The sequence below is a fragment of the Rhizobium gallicum bv. gallicum R602sp genome (assembly GCF_000816845.1).
Classification (GTDB): Bacteria; Pseudomonadota; Alphaproteobacteria; order Rhizobiales; family Rhizobiaceae; genus Rhizobium; species Rhizobium gallicum.
Genome location: NZ_CP006877.1, coordinates 1,214,969 through 1,232,104, shown reverse-complemented (window position 1 = coordinate 1,232,104; position 17,136 = coordinate 1,214,969). Strand labels below are relative to the sequence as shown.

At 62.3% G+C, this 17,136-nt stretch carries 17 protein-coding genes; 3 read left to right on the top strand and 14 right to left on the bottom strand.

Annotation, left to right across the window (positions count from 1 at the left end; translation table 11 throughout):
• Positions 1-9: 9 nt before the first annotated feature.
• From RGR602_RS06035 to RGR602_RS06025, 3 genes are all read right to left on the bottom strand, one after another.
• Positions 10-1,416 (bottom strand): sensor histidine kinase, encoded by a 1,407-nt coding sequence (locus RGR602_RS06035; RefSeq protein WP_039844366.1) that lies wholly within the window; start codon positions 1,414-1,416, stop codon positions 10-12.
• Complete coding sequence (locus tag RGR602_RS06030) at positions 1,413-2,090, bottom strand: response regulator transcription factor (protein WP_203226198.1); 678 nt, start codon at positions 2,088-2,090, stop codon at positions 1,413-1,415. Before RGR602_RS06030 ends, RGR602_RS06035 begins: the two co-directional genes overlap by 4 nt.
• Positions 2,091-2,243: 153 nt before the next feature.
• Entirely contained in the window at positions 2,244-3,806 is a 1,563-nt protein-coding gene (locus RGR602_RS06025; RefSeq protein WP_039844364.1) for a Do family serine endopeptidase, read from the bottom strand.
• Between the two features lie 262 nt (positions 3,807-4,068).
• Here RGR602_RS06025 and RGR602_RS06020 point away from each other — a divergent pair, with 262 nt between their 5' ends.
• Both RGR602_RS06020 and RGR602_RS06015 read left to right on the top strand, forming a co-directional pair.
• On the top strand, positions 4,069-4,659 hold the full coding sequence (locus RGR602_RS06020) for an ankyrin repeat domain-containing protein (protein ID WP_039846683.1): 591 nt from the start codon (positions 4,069-4,071) through the stop codon (positions 4,657-4,659).
• Positions 4,660-4,700: 41 nt separating this feature from the next.
• On the top strand, positions 4,701-5,222 hold the full coding sequence (locus RGR602_RS06015; protein WP_039844363.1) for a YHS domain-containing (seleno)protein: 522 nt from the start codon (positions 4,701-4,703) through the stop codon (positions 5,220-5,222).
• A 2-nt stretch (positions 5,223-5,224) separates the two neighbouring features.
• Here the strand turns inward: RGR602_RS06015 and RGR602_RS06010 are convergent, their stop codons facing one another.
• The 10 genes from RGR602_RS06010 to RGR602_RS36895 all read right to left on the bottom strand — a co-directional run bounded on the left by RGR602_RS06010 (position 5,225) and on the right by RGR602_RS36895 (position 14,912).
• A complete protein-coding gene (locus RGR602_RS06010; protein ID WP_039844362.1) occupies positions 5,225-7,441 on the bottom strand; it encodes an adenylate/guanylate cyclase domain-containing protein in 2,217 nt (738 codons plus the stop codon).
• Positions 7,442-7,534: 93 nt separating this feature from the next.
• Positions 7,535-7,990 (bottom strand): cytochrome c-type biogenesis protein, encoded by a 456-nt coding sequence (locus tag RGR602_RS06005; RefSeq protein ID WP_039844361.1) that lies wholly within the window; start codon positions 7,988-7,990, stop codon positions 7,535-7,537.
• Positions 7,987-9,975 carry a heme lyase CcmF/NrfE family subunit gene (locus RGR602_RS06000; protein WP_039844360.1) on the bottom strand — a complete coding sequence of 663 codons (1,989 nt, stop codon included), beginning with the start codon at positions 9,973-9,975 and terminating at the stop codon, positions 7,987-7,989. The genes RGR602_RS06005 and RGR602_RS06000 overlap by 4 nt, the downstream gene beginning before the upstream one ends.
• On the bottom strand, positions 9,972-10,424 hold the full coding sequence (gene ccmE, locus RGR602_RS05995; RefSeq protein ID WP_039844359.1) for a cytochrome c maturation protein CcmE: 453 nt from the start codon (positions 10,422-10,424) through the stop codon (positions 9,972-9,974). The genes RGR602_RS06000 and ccmE overlap by 4 nt, the downstream gene beginning before the upstream one ends.
• Positions 10,421-11,557 (bottom strand): c-type cytochrome biogenesis protein CcmI, encoded by a 1,137-nt coding sequence (gene ccmI, locus RGR602_RS05990; RefSeq protein ID WP_039844358.1) that lies wholly within the window; start codon positions 11,555-11,557, stop codon positions 10,421-10,423. Before ccmI ends, ccmE begins: the two co-directional genes overlap by 4 nt.
• A gap of 115 nt (positions 11,558-11,672) precedes the next feature.
• The gene (locus RGR602_RS05985) at positions 11,673-12,065 is read right to left on the bottom strand and encodes a membrane protein (RefSeq protein ID WP_039844357.1); all 393 of its coding nucleotides are present in this window, start codon (positions 12,063-12,065) and stop codon (positions 11,673-11,675) included.
• Positions 12,066-12,183: 118 nt separating this feature from the next.
• Positions 12,184-13,587, bottom strand: a complete 1,404-nt coding sequence (locus RGR602_RS05980; protein ID WP_039844356.1) for a sensor histidine kinase — start codon at positions 13,585-13,587, stop codon at positions 12,184-12,186.
• A complete protein-coding gene (locus RGR602_RS05975; protein ID WP_039844355.1) occupies positions 13,577-14,248 on the bottom strand; it encodes a response regulator transcription factor in 672 nt (223 codons plus the stop codon). Before RGR602_RS05975 ends, RGR602_RS05980 begins: the two co-directional genes overlap by 11 nt.
• Before the next feature lie 52 nt (positions 14,249-14,300).
• Positions 14,301-14,549, bottom strand: coding sequence for a hypothetical protein (locus tag RGR602_RS05970; protein ID WP_039844354.1), 249 nt, complete (start codon positions 14,547-14,549; stop codon positions 14,301-14,303).
• Between the two features lie 216 nt (positions 14,550-14,765).
• Positions 14,766-14,912, bottom strand: a complete 147-nt coding sequence (locus RGR602_RS36895) for a hypothetical protein (RefSeq protein WP_166677403.1) — start codon at positions 14,910-14,912, stop codon at positions 14,766-14,768.
• 212 nt (positions 14,913-15,124) lie between these two features.
• On the opposite strand from RGR602_RS36895, the gene RGR602_RS05965 reads away from it, so the two are divergent.
• Positions 15,125-16,339, top strand: a complete 1,215-nt coding sequence (locus RGR602_RS05965) for an MFS transporter (protein WP_223843977.1) — start codon at positions 15,125-15,127, stop codon at positions 16,337-16,339.
• 474 nt (positions 16,340-16,813) lie between these two features.
• Here the strand turns inward: RGR602_RS05965 and RGR602_RS05960 are convergent, their stop codons facing one another.
• Positions 16,814-17,122, bottom strand: a complete 309-nt coding sequence (locus tag RGR602_RS05960) for a Dabb family protein (RefSeq protein ID WP_039844353.1) — start codon at positions 17,120-17,122, stop codon at positions 16,814-16,816.
• Between the last annotated feature and the right edge of the window lie 14 nt (positions 17,123-17,136).

Genomic DNA, 17,136 nt, shown 5'->3' with positions numbered 1-17,136 from the left:
CGGCCAACCCTAAGCCGGCTTGACGGGGAAAATCACGCTGACGGTAAGGCCACGACTGTCTTCTTTTTCCGGATCTGTATCGGAAAGCTCCAGCGTGCCGCCATGCAGTTCCATCACTGCCTCGACGAGCGAAAGGCCAAGCCCCGTGCCGGGCTTCGACCGGCTCTCGTCAAGCCGCACGAAGCGCTTGACGACATCCTCGCGCTTGTCGGCGGGGATGCCCGGCCCGTGGTCGGCGACCGAAAGGCAAATGCCGTCAGGCCGGCGCAACAGCTTCAGGCTGATTTCACCGCCCGTGCCATCCCCGGAATATTTGATCGCGTTGTCGATCAGATTGAAGATCGCCTGGCCGATCAGTTCGCGGTTGCCTTGGATGGATATGCCGGGTTCGATGCTGGATGTCAGCAAAAGTCCGGCCTCATCCGCAACGGGCTCGTAAAGTTCGGCGCTGTCGGCAACAATCGTCGAAAGCTCGATTGGCGACATCTCCGCGGCGACAGAACCCGCTTCCACCCGCGAGATCATCAAAAGCGCATCGAAGGTTCGGATCAGTTGATCGGATTCCGAGATGATCCCGTCCAGAGCCAGGCGGCGCTGATCCTCATTGGCCGTGTCAATCGCATCAGCGGCCTTGTTGCGCAGTCGCGTCAGCGGCGTCTTGAGGTCGTGGGCAATGTTGTCGGAAACTTGCCGCAGGCCCTCGTTCAGCTTTTCGATGCGCTCCAGCATCGTGTTCAGCGAAACCGACAGGCGGTCGAATTCGTCGCCCGAGCCGCCGACCGGCAGGCGCTGCGAGAGGTCGCCCGCCATGATCTTCTTGCTTGCGGCGGACATGCGATCGATCCGCTTCAGCGCGTTGCGGCCGATACCGAACCAGATGATGATGGCGCCGAGGCCCATGATCGCAAGCGCGATCATCAGCGCCTGGCGCACCAGCACGCGGAAGCGCTCGGGCTCGCCGAGATCGCGGCCGACGAGAATGCGCAGGCCGTTGTCGAGCACGAAGATATTGGCGATCGCCATGTGGCGGCGGTCGACCCCGCTATCGGCGTAGCGTTGATAGAAGAAGGGAACGGAGGTCCAACCGGTTTCCTCAAAGACGCCCGGCTGCACCGAGGCGACGTTGCCCGCAAGGATATCGCCCGACGGGCCGGCGATGACATAGAGATTTGCGCCCGGCTGACGCGTGCGGCGCTCCATCGCGCGCAGCAGCGCGTTCATGCCCCCCAGATCATACGCACGCCTGACCACATCGACTTCTTGCTGGACGGCCTCGCGGATCTGCCCGCTGAGCAGCCGCTGCGACATCGCCGTCACGTAGAAGACGAGCGTTGCGGCGCAGATTGAAAAAAGCAGGATATAAAGGGCCGAAAGACGGACTGCGGTGGACTTGAAGAGAAACCAAAAACGGCTCATCCCTCGTCCTTGATCATGTATCCCGCACCGCGGATCGTCTTCAGCAGCGGCCGGCTGAAGTCCTTCTCGATCTTCGAGCGCAGGCGCGAGACATGCACGTCGATGACGTTCGTCTGCGGATCGAAATGGTAATCCCAGACATGCTCGAGCAGCATGGTGCGCGTGACGACCTGCCCGGCATTCTTCATCAGGTATTCGAGAAGGCGGAATTCGCGCGGCTGGAGCGGAATTTCCTTGCCGCCGCGCCGGACTTCATGGGAAAGCCGATCGAGTTCGAGGTCGCCGACGCGGTAGACCACGTCCTGCTCCGGCGTGCCTTTGCGACGGCCGAGCACTTCGACACGGGCGAGAAGCTCGCTGAACGCGTAGGGCTTCGGCAGGTAGTCGTCGCCGCCGGCGCGAAGGCCGGTCACGCGGTCATCGACCTGCCCCAGGGCGGAAAGAATGAGAAGCGGCGTATGGACGCCCTTGCGCCGCAGCTCGCTGATGACGGAGAGCCCGTCGCGGCGCGGCAGCATGCGGTCAATGACGATCACGTCGTAGCTGTTTTCGGACCCCATGAAGAGCCCGCTTTCGCCGTCGCTTGCATGATCGGCGATGATGCCTGCCTCGCGAAAGGCCTTTGTGAGGTAGGCCGCGGTTTCGAGATCGTCTTCGATGATGAGAATCTTCATCCGGCCGACATTACCTGCCGGTTGCGTTTGGGCAAGGCTCAAAGCGTCATCCTGTTGCAGTGGGGTCATCGCCGTCGTCCTTGAAAAGGATGGAGAAAGGGAGCCGCGCGGAGGTCGGATCGCGGCTCCCCTTTTTGGGCCAAGGTGGGAGGATCAGCCTTGGCCGTTGATCGGCAGCGCAACGAAGCGGCTACCTTCCTGGGACTGGATCTGGAAGAGGGCCCGGGTGCGGCCGTCCTTCTTCGCCTGGTTCAAAACCTTGACGACATCATCGGCGTTGGAGACCTGCTGGTTGTTCACCGAGGTGATCTTTTCGCCTTGCTTGATGCCCTTGTCGGCAGCATCCGAATCCGCGTCGATGCCGGTGATCGTCAAGCCCTTGCCGTCATCGGAGGGGCCGACCGTCAAGCCGAGATCGGCAAGCGCCTTTTCGGATGCCGGTGCCTCAGGCTGCGGTGCCGGACCACCATTGTCGTCGTTGGAGGCGTCCTTCTGGTCGATCGGCAAGGTGCCGAGTTCAACAGTGAGGGATTGAGCCTTGCTGTCGCGCCAGACCGACACTTCGACCTTGCTGCCAGGCTGCATGGCGCCGATGCGGCGGCTGAGATCGCGGGCATCCTTGACCGTTTCGCCGTTGACGGCAGTGACGACGTCGCCTGCCTTCATGCCGGCCTTCTGGCCCGGCGTTCCATCCTGAGCCGAGACGACCAGCGCGCCGTTTGCTTCCGATAGGCCGAGCGAATCGGCGATGTCCTTGGTAACCGGCTGGATCTGTACGCCGAGATAGCCGCGCGAAACCGTACCGTCCTTCATCAGGTCGGCAACGACGTCCTTGGCGGTCGAAGCCGGGATCGCGAAGGCGATGCCGACGCTGCCGCCCGACGGCGAGAAGATCGCGGTGTTGATGCCGACCACCTGGCCGCTGAGGTTGAAGGTCGGACCACCGGAGTTACCGCGGTTCACGGCTGCGTCCACCTGCAGGTAGTCGTCATAAGGACCGGAGCCGATATCGCGGCCACGGGCCGAAATGATGCCTGCCGTTACCGTGCCGCCGAGACCGAACGGATTGCCGACCGCCACGACCCAGTCACCGACGCGGACATTGTTGTCGTCAGCCCAGTTTACATAGGTGAACTTGCGGCCTTTTCCGTCAACCTTGAGCACCGCGAGGTCCGTGCGCGGATCCCTCCCGATCAGCTTGGCGTCTAACTCGGTCCCGTCGGTCATGACGGCAACAAAGGCCGAGCCGTCGGAAACGACGTGATTGTTGGTGACGACATAGCCGTCTTCGGAAATGAAGAAGCCGGAGCCCTGCGCGACTGGGCGCAGGCGGCCCTTGCCATCCGGCGGGCCAAACCTTCTGTTCGGACCGCCCTGAGGACCGTTCGGGCCTTGTTCGCCGAACTGCCTGAAGAAGCGCTTCAGCGGGTGGTCGTCGGGAAGATCGTCGAAACCGCGGCCGTTGAAATCGAACGCGAAGCCGTCGGTGCTGTCGGAGGCCGGATTGATGCGGGATTCGACGCGAACGGAAACGACGGCCGGGGAAACGGCGTCGACGACATTCGCAAAGCTCGGGACCGACGGAGCTTGAACATTGACAGCTTCGGCGTACGAGCGCGTGATCTCAAGCGGCACACCGGTTGCAAACACGGCGGCAGCGAGACCTGCGACAGTGGACGCCTTCAGCATCGTTTTGAGGGAGGGAGTCGTAAACATTTTAGGCACCTTCTCTTCTTCTTGTCTTCGTCCCGGCCAATGCCGGATCGGTCGATGCACGAAGATATAGGATGCCGAACCTTACTGCGAACTGTCCGCATAATGAAAAATTCGTAATGTAGGAATTAGCGCTCTATAAATTTCAATGTCCAAGGCAGCCTCGACGGGTTGAGCGCTGTACTTCTTGCTCCCCCAGATATATTCATGATACCTTAAATATTCTTTCGATCCGGCGAGGATGCCTTGGGGCAAGGGTCATGCGATGAGGGTTGTCGGAACATCTGCGTTGGGTGTCTTGCTTGGGATCTCGCTCGCCTGGGGTGGTGCTCTGCACGATGCGGCAAGGGGCGGCAATCGCGAACATGCCGGCCAGCTTATCGATCAGGGCGCGAATATCGCCGAGCCGGACGCCGCAGGAGAGCCGCCTTTACTGATCGCGGCGCTTGCCGGAAACAAGGATGTCGTCGCACTCCTTCTCGAAAAAGGCGCCGATATCGAGATCAGAAACAAGGGCGGCCTGACGGCGTTGCACGCGGCAGCCTATGGCGGGCACCTCGATGTCGTTGAGCTGCTCGTATCGAAGGGTGCGCTGATCAATGATGAAAAGAACTTCTACCAAATGTCGCCGCTTCATGCTGCGGCCGAAGAAGGTCATGCCGATATCGTCGCCTTCCTCGTCGCGCACAAGGCAAACATAGAGGCGAAGGAACGCAACGGCTACACGCCGTTGACGCAGGCCGGATGGCGATCCCACTGGGATGCCGCAGACCTGCTGTTGAAAGCGGGCGCTGTTTGCCAGCAGGCCGACCTGGTCGGCGAGTGGCTGTATGGCGAGTGCACGAAGCGGAAATAGCGCTTGCTGCATCTCATCGCCCGAACTGGGAGAATGGACACATGTCATATCGCAAGCAGACGGGCGGGACTCCCGCCTACATTATCGCTGGCGCGGCGATCCTCTTGGCGTTTGTGCAGCCGGCCTCGGCGCAAGAGCCGGTGAATACCGGCTATTTCGGGGACGTGGCGATCAAGGGCTACGATCCGGTTGCCTATTTCACCGAGAACAGGGCCGTGGAAGGATCTCCGGTCTATTCGTATCGTTGGCTGGGTGCCGAATGGCATTTCACCAGTTCCGAAAACCGCGACCGCTTCATCGCCGAACCAGGCAAATATGCGCCTCAATACGGCGGCTATTGCGCTGACGGCGTTTCCTTCGGAACCGTCACGACCAATATCGACCCCAAGGCATGGCGGATCATCGATGGCAAGCTCTATCTGAGTTACGATCCCGGTGCCGCGGAAGGCTTCGAAAAGAAGCCGACCAAGGTCGTCGACTCCCAAAAGCACTGGTCGGAGGTGCAGAGCACCCTGATTTCCGACAAGGTGCGCAAGGACTGGCAGGATATGTCGGCCAAGTGAGTTCACGGGGTCAGCGAGAAGAACTTCAGCGCCTGCGGGGTTACGTGAACATACTGTGCGCCGGCTTGTCCGGCGTCCTTGTTTCTGTAAACTTGCCCGCACACCATGCGATCGAGAAAATAGCCGCCGAACCGCTCGCAGAGCCTGTTGCCCTGCACCTCCACCGTGCCGGTGATGTTGGTATTGGCGCTGCGGTAGGCGGTATTGCCGGCCTTGTCGAAATACTGGACGAACACCGTTCCGTTTTTGTGTTTTCCGCTCCACGTCTTGTCGCTGATCAGGTTGCGCAAGGCGTCTGCATCAAGCTGATCAGCTTCCGAACCGACGAACCCAAACGGCCATTCCGGAATCCCGGCCGCGCGCAATCCCGCTAGATGGTGCTCCAGGTCGTCTTCGCGCCAGTAGTCGTAGAGATAGTGGTAGTAGGTAAGGTTGGCGTCCGGAAACAGTTCCAGAAGCTTGGCCTTTTCCTTCGCGCCGCGAACCCGGTCCCCTTCATACGCATAAGCTGCCGTCAGGTACTCGCGCGCAGGCTCTGCGTTGGGCAGCGCATCCCGCGCCGCCTCGATGAGCGGAATTGCGCGCCTGTTGTCCCGCGCAGTGTAAAAGACGATTCCGGCCAGCAGCCGGAAGCTCGACGGTGGAGCGGGATCGAGCCGCAAAGCCTTTTCCATCTCAGCTACGGCTTCTTCGTGACTTCCCGTATGGGCGAGGATCAAAGCCAGGTTGCCGAAGGCCTCCGCACTGTTGGGCTGCGCCTGTACCGCCCGGTTTGCCGAGTCCCGCGCCTCCGCGGCCCGACCGTCAACCAGCTGCAGCAGGGCGAGAACGGTGTGGGCGCGTGCATTGTCGGGGTCGAGCTTGAGCGCTTGTCCGGCCGCATCATAGGCGATCTTGCGCGCCACAGCCGCCGACCAGAGGAAGTTGTAGTCGTTGCGCCAGACGTCGACGGCAACGCGCGCAATGCCGGCATGCGCATCAGCAAAGTTCGGATCGAGATCGATCGCCTTCTGATAATAGGACAGCGTGCGCCGATAGGTTTCCACGTCGCTGTAGGCGAGGCCCTCCTGCTCCGCCCGCATGTAGTAATCGTAGGCTTCCAGATTGTCGCTCGGTATCCGCTCCAGCTGGGTGCGCTCGCCCTCGCTGAGTTCCACCGCGAGCGCGGAGATGATCTTGCCGGTGACGTCGTCCTGGATTGCGAAAAGGTCGGCATATTGGCGGTCGTAGCGCTCGGCCCAAACCGAAAGTCCGCTCAGCGCGTCGATCAGCTTGACGTTGATCCGCAGCCGCGGCCCCGCGCGCTGCAACGTGCCCTCGAGCACGTAGTGGACGCCGAGCTCCGCCGCGACATCCTGAATCTTTCCTTCACCGTTGCGAATGGCAAATACTGAATGTCTGGCGATGACGAAGAGCCCCGAAACCTTGGACAGTTCCGTGATCAGGTCGTCGGTCAGCCCCTGCGCCAGATGATCCTGCTCCGTATTGCCGCTGACATTGATGAACGGCAACACCGCCACCGAAGGTTTGTCCGGCAAGGGATAGGCGAAGCGCTCGACCAGCGTTGGCGTCAGGCCAAGCTCCCACGGCTGCCACCAGTAAGCTGTGGCAGCGGCCAAAAGCAGGACGGCAATGGCAGCCGCCAGCCCGGCAGGCATCCTCAACAGACGCTTGAAGCTTCTCGGCGATGTCTGGGCTTTATTCGGATCCAGCACGACCCGGTAGACGCGGATCGGCTCGACGATGCTCTTCGCTTTTTGCCTGCCAAGCGAGGTGTAGCCGACATCAAGCTTGGTTTTTACCTGATCGTAAGTCGTGCCGGAGATCGCAATCCCGCCCGGCTCGGCAAGCGCCTGTATGCGGTCCGCGATATTGACGCCATCACCCTGAATGTCGTCGCCCTCGACAATGATGTCTCCAAGGTTGACGCCGATGCGGAAATCGAGCCGCATCGCTCCATCGTCGGATGCTTTTAGCAATGCCTTCTCGCGCTGTACGTCTATTGCGCAATGCAAGGCATCGACAACGCTGTGAAATTCAACAAGTAGGCCGTCTCCCATGGTCTTCACCAGCCGGCCGTGATGTTCGGTGATCTTGGGCAGGATGATGTCGTCCATATCCGCCTGGAAGCAGCGGCGCGTGCCCTCTTCGTCGATCTGGCTCAAACGGCTGTAACCGGCGACGTCAGCGATCAGAATTGCTGCAAGACGGCGCTTCATGTCTTCCCCGCATGCTGCGATGGCTCCCGGGCGCGCATCTTACCGCAGGTTGATTTGCGAAGCCATTATGCTGTCAGCAAGATGCGGGCGTGATCACCTGCCAAGCAGTTCGTCGAGCTTTGCCTGCTCCTCCGCCGTCAGCGGGCTACCGGTCGGCTTTCCCGCACGCCGCCGCGCGAACACCAGCAGCGAGATGCCACCTACGATGACAAGGAGCACTGGCGCGCCCCAAAGCAGCATGGTGCGGGTACTGAGCCGAGGCTTCAGCAGCACGAATTCGCCGTAGCGCGAAACGATGTAGTTCAGTACCTCCTCGTCGGTGTCGCCATCGGTGATACGCTCGCGCACCAGCAGCCTGAGGTCCTTGGCGAGGTCGGCATTGGAATCGTCGATCGACTGGTTCTGGCAGACCATGCAGCGCAGTTCGGCCGACAGCGAGCGGGCACGCGCCTCGAGCGCCGGGTCGGCCAGCACCTCGTCGGGATTGACGGCAAAGGCCGGTGCTGCGGAAAGAAACAACGCGATGGCGAAGAGGATCGGCCGGATCATTCCGTCGCCTCCATGACCGGTTTTAGCGGTCTTGCCTTGCGGCGCGGGGCGCCGACGCGCAGCCGCCGGTCGGAGAGCGACACGAAGCCACCCACCGCCATCAGCAGCGTCCCGCCCCAGATCAACAGGATGAACGGTTTCCACCAGATGCGCACGACGATGCCGCCGTCCTTGGTCGGATCGCCGAGCGACACGTAGAGCTGGCTTGCCCCGAAGGTGAGGATGCCGGCTTCCGTCGTCGGCATCTGGCGGGCGGCATAAAGGCGCTTCGCCGACCAGGTATCGGCGACCACGGCGCCGCCGCGCCGCACCGTGAAGTGTCCGCGCTCCTCGCTATAGTTCGGCCCTTTCGCCGGCTTGAGACCGTCGAAGGAAAGCGTGTAGCCTCCAGCCTCGGTGGTCTCGCCCGGCTTCATCTCGAGCACATGCTCGGTCGAAAAGGCCGACACCGCAACGATGCCGATGACGCTAACGCCAAGTCCGGCATGCGCAAGTGCGGTGCCGAAGGCCGAGCGCGGCAGGCCTGTCAGCCGCTTCCAGGCGACATGCGCCTTCACCTTGCCGATGCCGGCGCGATACCACAGATCGGCAGCCGCACCTGCGACCAGGAACAGCCCGGCCGCCAGCCCGAGCACCGACAGCACCGGCCCGCCGTGCTCGATGTAGAAGACGGCGATCGCCGCGGCGAAGGCAACCCCTGCCACGACATAGAGCCGCTGCAGCACGCCCAGAAGGTCGCCGCGCTTCCAGGCAAGCAGCGGACCGAACGGCACGGCGACGAGCAACGGTGCCATCAAGAGCCCGAAGGTCATGTTGAAGAACGGCGCGCCAACGGAGATCTTGTCGCCGGTGAGCGTCTCCAGAAGCAGCGGATAGAGTGTCCCGGTCAAGACGGTGCCGCAGGCAACCGTGAGGATCAGGTTGTTCAGCACCAAGGCGCCTTCGCGCGAGACCGGCGCAAACAGGCCGCCCGCACTCAAACGCGGTGCGCGAAACGCAAACAGCGACAGCGCTCCGCCGATGAAGAGCATGAGAATGCAAAGAATGAAGACGCCGCGGCTCGGGTCGCTGGCAAAGGCATGCACCGAGGTCAAGACGCCGGAGCGCACCAGGAAGGTGCCGAGCAGCGACAGCGAGAAGGTAAGGATTGCAAGCAGCACGGTCCAGATCTTCAGCGCCTCGCGCTTTTCCATCACCAGCGCCGAATGCAAGAGTGCGGTTCCGGCAAGCCATGGCATGAAGGAGGCGTTTTCGACCGGATCCCAGAACCACCAGCCGCCCCAGCCGAGTTCGTAATAGGCCCAGTAGGAGCCCATGGCGATGCCGAGCGTCAGGAAGGTCCAGGCCGCCAGTGTCCAGGGCCTGACCCAGCGCGCCCAGGCGGCATCGATCCGGCCTTCGATCAAGGCGGCGACGGCAAAGGAGAAGCACACCGAAAAGCCGACATAACCGAGATAAAGCAGCGGCGGATGGATGGCGAGCCCGATATCCTGCAGCACCGGATTGAGGTCGCGGCCCTCGGCCGGTGCCGGATCGAGACGGACGAACGGGTTGGAGGTCAACAGGATGAAGAGGATGAAGGCGGCGGAGATCCACGCCTGAACCGAAAGCACATTGGCCTTCAGCCTGTCCGGCAGATTGCGGCCGAAGAGCGCCACCAGGGCGCTGAACAGCGCAAGGATCAGCAGCCACAGCATCATCGAGCCTTCGTGATTGCCCCAGACGCCGGAATATTTGTAGATCAGCGGCACCAGCGAATGCGAGTTCTCCCAGACGTTCCGGACGGTAAAGTCGGAGACCACATGGGCATAGGTCAAAACGCAAAAGGAGAAGGTCACCAGCGCAAAGAGCACGAGGGAGCCGAGCGGCGCGACATCCATCATCGCCTGGTCAAGTCTGCGCGCGCCGATTGCCGGCACCAGCGAAACAACGATCGCTGCCGCCAGCGCCAGGACAAGTGCGTAGTGACCGATCTCGATGATCATTGCGTACCCTCGCCTTCCTGCCACAGACCCTGCGCCTTCAGCCGGTCGGCAACGTCCTTCGGCATGTATTTCTCGTCGTGCTTGGCAAGCACCGTATCGGCCATGAACTCCCGGCTGCCGGCCGCAAACTTGCCTTCCGTCACGACCCCCTGCCCTTCGCGGAACAGGTCGGGCAGGATGCCGGTATATTTGACCTTTACCTGATCGCCGCTGCCGTCGGTGACGGCGAATTCCACCGTCGAGCCTGCGCCGCGCACGACGCTGCCCTCGCCGACCAGCCCGCCGAGGCGGATGCGCGTCTCCGGCGCTACCGGTGTTTTGGCAAGGTCGGCCGGCATGTAGAAATAGGCGACCGACTGGCTGAAGGCGAACATGACGAGCAGCACCGCGGCGAGGATGAAGCCCATGCCGCCGCCAATCACCGCAAGGCGCTTCTGCTTGCGCGTCATTCCGTTCCTCCTTCCGCCGCAATGCCGAGTTCGCGCGCCAGCGCCATCAGCTGCCTGCCCTCTTCGCCTTCGGCAGGAAAGGCCGAAAGGGCGCGCTTCAGCGCGCTTGCGGCACGATCCTTGTCGTTCAAGACCGCATAGGAACGGACAAGCCGCATCCAGCCCTCGAAATTGTTCGGCTCTGCAACAAGCTTTGCATCGAGGCTTTCCACCATGCCGCGGATCATCTGCTGCTGCTCACTGCTGCTCATATCCTGCGCCGCTGCGACATCTTCCTCTGTTGGATTGCCCGGCGCCTTGCCGTCCGCCACCACCGGAGCGCCGCCGTTTTTGGCGATATGCTCGTTGACCAGCGGCAGCCATGGCGCATCGGCGGGCGATTCTTGCGCCAGCGCCTCGAAAGCCACCTTCGCCTGCCCCGGTTGCCCCGCCTGCTCCAGGCTCAGCGCCACGTAGAACTTCGCACGCGCATTGTCAGGCTCGAGTGAAAGCGACTGCTCCAGCACCTTGCGCGTCTCCTCGGTCACGACACCGTTGGCGCCCGCCATCAGCGTTTCGGCCAGCCCGTCAAGACGGATCGGGCTCGGCCCGAGCAGCCGGATGGCATTGCGGTAGGCCTTCTCCGCATCGGCGATGCGCATCGCATTGTAATAGATCGGCGCCAGCACGTCCCAGCCCCTGCCGTCATCCGGATTCTCCGAAAGATGCCGCTCCGCCTTCACAATCAGCACCGCCATGTCGTTGCCAGGATCCGCCAGCCGACCCGCCAACGGCCGCGACGGCACATCAGGACGGCCGAGCGTGATGTAAAGACAGAGCCCGAGAACTGGCAGCAGCAGGAGAACGAAAGCCTCGCTGAAACGGTGCGGGCGAACGGGCTTGCGTTCCGTCTTCGGCTCGGCAGCCGAGACGGCAATCAGCCTGCGGCCGATTTCGGCCCGCGCATAATCCGCCTCGTCGGCCGAAATCAATCCGCCGACCAAATCGCGATCGAGTTCGCGCAGCTGATCGCGATAGACCGCCGCTTCGCCGGCACGGTCGTCGTCAGCCGCCTTCGCGCCGCGCAAAAGCGGATAAAGCAGGAAGGCGGCAACAGCCGCGGTCATCGTGGCCACCAGAATCCAGAACATCATACCGGCCCAAATACTTGAAGCGCGGGGCCATTCCAACTGGCAAAGTCGGAATGACGAAGATTTGAGGCGTTTGGCCGCAATATCAGGAGGATGTTATCCGCAGCACCGGCCGAAGTCAGCCGAGCGGCGACCAGCTTCCGTCACTGTTGCGGCAGGCCGCGCCACGCGTGACGGTGTCCTTGCTGTCCGCCGTCAGCGTATGCGTGTATTGACGGCAGTTCTGCGAACCCACCTGATAGGGTGCGGCCGCCACAACCTTACCGCTTACATTGCGCCCGCTCCAGACGACCGGCTGGCCGACACCAGCGCCCTCGAGCGCCCGATATTCGGCTTCGAGAGCCCGCTGCTTGTCGCTGTCGCTCAGCTGCACGCCGCTGCGGCCAGCAATTCCGCCCTGCAGCGCCGTAATGAACGCCGCCGATGCCGAAGGCCTGGACGTCGTGCACGACGACAGCGCAACGGCAACAAGAAGCGAAGAAACGATCAAAACATTCGGTCGTAACATCATTCGGTCAAACCAGCATCGGGGTGTGAATCAGGGCCGCCAGATGCGCATCGCCCCATGTCGGCATTAAGGCAAAGCATGCTATGCAATTGCCTATGTCTTTGTGGCATCAAGCAATTGCTCATGCAACATCCTTTGTGACGCCGGGCAGGATTAGCCGCGCCTTCAGGCCGCCCCACTCCCCGCGGGAGAGCTCGAGCCGGCCCTGATACTCATTTGAAATCTCCGTGACGATCGAAAGCCCGAGGCCCGTTCCCGGCTTGCTCTCGTCCAATCGCCGCCCGCGCTTCAGCGCCTCGCGGATTTGGTCGGGCTCCAGTCCCGGTCCGTCGTCCTCGATGACAAGCTCCACCCAGTGCCGCCGCGCGCTTGCTTCGGCGCCCTTCACATCCTCGGCCGCTTCGGCTGCGCTGAGCCGAACCTTCGTCGTAGCAAAACGCGACGCATTCTCCAAAAGGTTGCCGACGGTCTCTTCCAGATCCTGCTGCTCCATGGCAACCGCGAGGTTTTGAGGCGTCACGTTGAGCTCGAATTCCTTGTCGCCATTGAGCCGCCGCATCACGCGCACCAGCCGCTCCAGCGCAGGTTCCGCATCGGTTCGCGCCAGCACCGATTCGCGCTGTGCGGCGATGCGTGCCCGGTTGAGGTAGGATTGCACCTGGCCCTGCATCGCTTCGGCCTGGCTGCGCACCAGCTCACCGTGCGAGCGCTCCAGAACCCTCGCCTCGTTAAGCAGAACTGCAATCGGCGTCTTCAGCGAATGCGCCAGGTTGCCGACCTGCATCCGGGCGCGCTCGACGATGCGCCGGTTGCTGTCGATCAGCGCATTCACCTCGTTGGCAAGCGGTAGGATTTCCCGCGGGAAATCGCCCTTCAGCAGTTCGCTCTCTCCCGCCCGGATGCGCTCCAGCGCCGCGCGCGCCTTGTCGAGCGGCTTCAGGCCGTAGAGAATGGCAAGCGCATTGACGATCAGGCTTCCGACACCGAAGCCGGCCAGCGCCAGATAGAGACTGTGGGAGAAGTTGCTGACGTCGCTCTCGACGACCTCGACATTGCCCGACACCCTGAAGCGCGCAGCGCGCCCGTCCGTGTCGAGCACCACTTCGGTTTCCGCAACCTGCACGCGGTTTCCCGTCGCATCCGTCACCTGGTAATAGCGCTCGTAATTCTTGTCGAAGGGTGCTTCCAGCACCGAGGGAACAGGGATCGTCGCCGATCCCAGCGAAGGCGAAACCAACGGCGCCGTCGTGTAGGTTCCAAGCGGCTCCACCACCCAGTACCAGCCGGTCCTCGGCTGGGCGAAGCGCAGGTCGCCGAGTTGGGGGCTGCCGCTCAGCGCGCCCTGATCGCCGATCGTCACGGAATTGATGACGTTGTAGAGCTGGGCGCGCAGCAGATCCTGGAAACCGCGCTCGGCGCTGCGGCGGTAAAGCGTGGAAATCAGCAGGCCGATCACCACAAGCGCCACGGTCGACCAGACGGTCGTCAGAAGCAGAACGCGTGCGGTGAGCGACTTAATGCGCATTGTTCGGCGCTTGGATGCGGTAGCCGAGACCGCGCACCGTTTCGATCAGGTCCACGCCCATCTTTTTGCGCAGACGGCCGACGAAAACTTCGATCGTATTGGAATCGCGATCGAAATCCTGGTCGTACATGTGTTCGACGAGCTCCGAGCGCGAAACCACCTCGCCCATATGGTGCATCAGATATGCAAGCAGCCGGTATTCGTGCGAGGTGAGCTTCAGCGTCACGCCGTTGACCATCGCCTTGGAGGTCTTCGTGTCGAGCCGCACCGGGCCGCAGGTGATCTCGGAGGAGGAATGCCCGGCCGCACGGCGGATCAGGGCGCGAATGCGCGCCAGCACTTCTTCGACATGGAAGGGCTTGGTAACGTAGTCATCGGCCCCGGCATCGATGCCTGCGACCTTGTCGCTCCAGCGGTCGCGGGCCGTCAGAATCAGAACCGGCACGCCGCGGCCCGCACCGCGCCACTTTTCAAGGACGGTGACACCGTCCATCTCCGGCAGGCCGATGTCGAGGATGATCGCGTCATACGGCTCGGTTTCACCGAGGAAATGTCCTTCCTCGCCGTCGAAGGCCTGATCGACGACATAGCCCGCCTCCTTCAGCGTATCGGCGAGCTGCCGGTTCAGATTGACATCGTCTTCGACTACCAGAATGCGCATCGGTCCGCTTTCACCTCAAGTGTATCACTGGTGTTTCATAGGCCGATTCCGCCTACATCGGAACCCTGACGGTCACCTTGCGTGGACGCTGGCCGTTGCCCTGGACGAGAACGGTGATGATGCAGGTGTTGCCCGATGGCTGCACGGAAAGAAGCTGCCCGCCCGTCTGCTCGACGACCTGCTCAGCCGCCGCGCTGCAATCGCCTGCGACGCGCACGATCAGATCGCGCGGTTCGTCCGGTGAGGGCGCCGATACCGCCAGCCCGGCGGCCAAAACTACGACGCTCAAGGGAGAGGCCATGTGCATGCTTCCAACGTAATTCCAACTTGGTCCGACTATGTACTCACGTGACCTGAATGGCAAATGAATGCCCTGTAACGACGGACGTTTAGAACAATTCTGGACTGTATTTTTCCAGAACTTCCACAGCCGAAAGACGCGAGGGCGGGATGCGCTGAAAACACAGATGTCCCGCCCTGAGATTCCCTGCGCGAACGACCAGCCGGGCCCCGGATGTCAGGTCCCGGAGGGATAGGCTGCCTGGTCTGCGGCGCCGTCAAGGATCGACAGCGCATTTTCCTCGGTCATGTCCATCGTCACGAAGGAATAAAGGAAGACCTCAATCCCTGCGCCTTCAGATCGGACAGCGCCAAGACCGCACACGCATCGTCCGGGTCCCGTATAGGCCGGCCCACAGTCCAATCGGCTTATAAGATTGGCTTGGCCCGCACGACTTGATGAAGGCCGAAGATACAAAGCCACACCTTTGCCAGTCAGGCGAGGCGCCCGTTCCGCAATTGGTTGCCGCGGCTTTCGCCGCACACGCGAAACTGCTATGCCACATGTCCTCAGCTCTCAAATCCGTTTCAGCACGAATGTTCAAATTCCCCTTGCGCTCGGCGAAGACGATCGCCGTGCTTGCCGTCAGCCAGATCATCGGCTGGGGCACTACCTTCGATATGCTCGGCGTCATGGGCCGTGTCGTCGGGCCCGATCTCGGCCTGCCGAACGAAGTGGTCTTTGCCGGCCTCACCGTCATGATGGTCGTCAGCGCCATTGCGGGCCCCGCGACCGGCCGCTGGCTCGCGCGCTTTGGTGCAGCCCGCGTGCTTGCCGCATCGTCGGTCACCTTCGCGACGGGCCTGCTGATGCTTGCCGCCACGCATGGGGTCGTCCTCTATGCGGCTGCCTGGATCGTCGTCGGCCTTGGCGGCGCGCTTGGCCTTTCAGCGCCCGCCTATACCGCCGTCGTCGAGCGAGAGGGCCTGAACGGCAGCCGGATTATCGCCATCCTCATGCTTTTCACCGGCCTGTCGGCAACGCTCTTCTGGCCGGTCCTGACGCTGGTGACGGACGCCTATGGATGGCGCATCGCCTTCATCTTTTCGGCGGCGCTTCACATATTCGTCTGCCTGCCACTCCATCTTTTCGCCCTGCCGAAGCCCGCTGCAACGCACACGCAAGGCACTGCCGCGGATACCCCATCGATCGCGCTATCGCCGCGTGAGGGCCGCAAGGCCTTCCTGCTGCTTGCCACCTCGACGACGCTCGGCACCTTCATCAGCTTCGGCATTGCGCCCTCGCTGATCGAAATCTTCCGCCAGTCCGGCGCCTCGCCGGCGCTTGCCCTGCAGCTCGGTTCCGCCCGCGGCGTCATCGGCATTTCCGCCCGCGGGCTCGACATGCTGCTCGGCAAACGCGGCAACCCGATCCTCACCTCGGTCATGGGCATCAGCCTCATGCTGGTAAGTTTCCTCATGCTTTTGCTATGCGGCACCTCGACGCCGCTGCTTGTCGCCTTCATCGTTATGTACGGCTTCGGCTCCGGCGTGCTTGCCGTTGCCCGGGCGCTGCTGCCGCTCGCCTTCTTCTCGCCCCGCGAATACGGCCTGCAAGCCGCCCGCCTCTCGCTGCCGCAAAACCTTGCCAACGCCATCGCCCCCGTCATATTCACCGCCACCCTCGACCGCGTCGGCACCGGACTGACCCTCACCATCTGCGCAGCGCTCGCCGCCCTTGCCCTGGTCTTCGTTTTCATGCTGGCGGGAATGGTCAGATCTGCAAAGCAGATGGTTCCGTCACAGCGCTGAACCGCGTCTGCGCTACGTGCAGCTTGGCCTTGGCCGATCGCCCCCACCGGGTTCACATGAAGCCTCGCGCGACAGCGTCGCATAAGAAGCACCCCGTCCAGCTCGCCTGCCTCGCGCTGCCAGCTCAGGAAACCAGACGCCGCCTTCTTCTCGGCCAAGTCTTTCGTCCGCCACAAAGCCCACGGCAGGAAAGATCGGATGGTGATGGTGTTTTCTCTAAGGGTCTGCCGCTGTCCCTCATCCATCTGCCACCACCTTCTGCCCGTGATCACGGGGAGAAGGGATATGCCCCGCCCTCTTACACGGCCGGCAGCCGGCGTGGGCCACGTCCCCTCGCCCCAGTCGCCCCGGGTGAGGGTGAGGGTGAGGTTGAGGGTGAGCGAAAAATTCAGTTGAAGCGCGAAACTTCTGACGATCCGCAATCAAAGGCTTTCATGGTGAGGAGGCAGGGCCGTCGCAAACCGTCAATCGCAATCAGCCGAGCGGCTGCCTTACCGCTGTCTCAACATCGTAATCCGCCGCAATCCGCATTTCCCGGACCGGCCGCACGAGTTCGATCGAACGCTGGTAATCAGGATGCGCCTTATAAGCGGCAAGTGCCGCCTCGTCGTCGAATTCGCCGTAGACCACCAGGTCGACATCGGTGCCGAGCTGGTCGGTCTTCACATTGGTGCCGATCTCCAAAAGCCGCGCATGCGGAATCGCCGTCAGCACCGAAAGCCCGACGCGCACCGTCTCCAGGTTTTCCGCGCTTGCGGTGAAGAAAACGATATGGCGGATCACCGGGACACTCCTCA